Origin of the sequence: Paracoccus sp. P2, assembly GCF_046335115.1 — a bacterium.
Taxonomy (GTDB): domain Bacteria; phylum Pseudomonadota; class Alphaproteobacteria; order Rhodobacterales; family Rhodobacteraceae; genus Paracoccus; species Paracoccus pantotrophus.
This window is the reverse complement of record NZ_JBGOSN010000134.1, coordinates 1-1,468: the sequence shown is the minus strand read 5'-3', so window position 1 is coordinate 1,468 and position 1,468 is coordinate 1. Positions and strand designations below refer to the sequence as shown.

Annotated in this window: 1 protein-coding gene; it reads left to right on the top strand. The window is 66.7% G+C overall.

Features of this window, described 5'->3' with window-relative positions:
* Positions 1 to 3: 3 nt before the first annotated feature.
* A partial coding sequence (gene acs, locus ACDP63_RS24770) for an acetate--CoA ligase (RefSeq protein WP_409928846.1) occupies positions 4 to 1,468 on the top strand: 1,465 nt, incomplete at its 3' end.

Here is a 1,468-nt window from a genome sequence, read left to right as displayed (position 1 = left end):
GCCATGAGCATTGAATCGATTAAGAAACATCCTGTTCCGGCTGGTTTTGAGGCTGCGCTGGTCACGCCTGGGGACTATGCGCGGCTCTATGCCGAATCGATCTCGGATCCGGCGGGGTTCTGGGGGCGCGAGGGGCGGCGTCTGGACTGGATCCAGCCCTATAGCCGGGTGAAGGACACCGATTTCACCCTGGGCCAGGTCTCGATCAAATGGTTCGAGGACGGGATCCTGAACGCCTCGGTCAATTGCATCGATCGCCACCTGCCCCGGCGCGCGACCCAGACCGCGATCATCTTCGAGCCGGATGACCCGAACCAGCCCGCCCGCCACATCACCTATGCGGAACTGTCGGACAAGGTGAACCGCTTTGCCAACGTGCTCCTGTCCCAGGGGGTGATGCGCGGCGACCGGGTGGTGATCTACCTGCCGATGATCCCCGAGGCCGCCTATGCCATGCTGGCCTGCGCGCGCATCGGCGCCATCCATTCCATCGTCTTCGCCGGCTTCTCGCCCGATGCGCTGGCCAACCGCATCAACGATTCGGGCGCCAAGCTGGTGATCACCGCCGACACCGCGCCGCGCGGCGGCCGCAAGACGGCGCTGAAGTCGAATACCGACGCGGCGCTTCTGCATTGCTCGGACCGGGTGCGCTGCCTGGTGGTCAAGCATACCGGCGACCAGACCAGCTGGATCGAGGGGCGCGACGTGGACGTGCTGAAGCTGATGGAGGAGGTCAGCCCCGACTGCCCGCCGCGGCCGATGGGGGCCGAGGATCCGCTGTTCATCCTCTATACCTCGGGCTCGACCGGCAAGCCCAAGGGCGTGGTCCATACCACCGGCGGCTACCTGCTTTATGCGGCGATGACGCATCAATACGTCTTCGACTACAAGGACGGCGACGTGTTCTGGTGCACGGCCGACGTGGGCTGGGTGACCGGGCACAGCTACATCGTCTACGGCCCGCTGGCCAACGGCGCCACGACGCTGATGTTCGAGGGGGTGCCGACCTGGCCCGATGCCGGCCGCTTCTGGGCGGTGTGCGAGAAGCACCGGGTCAACCAGTTCTACACCGCGCCGACCGCGATCCGGGCGCTGATGGGCCAGGGGCCGGAATGGGTCGAGAAGCACGACCTGTCGAGCCTGCGGGTTCTGGGCACGGTGGGCGAGCCGATCAACCCCGAGGCCTGGGTCTGGTATGACAAGCATGTCGGCAAGGGGCGCTGCCCGATCGTCGACACCTGGTGGCAGACCGAGACCGGCGGCCACATGATCACCTCGCTGCCGGGTGCGATCGAGACCAAGCCGGGCTCGGCGACGCTGCCCTTCTTCGGGGTCAAGCCGGTGGTGCTGGATCCGCAGAGCGGGGTGGCGCTGGACGGCGACGGGGTCGAGGGGGTGCTGTGCATCGCCGACAGCTGGCCGGGTCAGATGCGCACGGTCTGGGGCGACCACCAGCGGTTCATGGAGA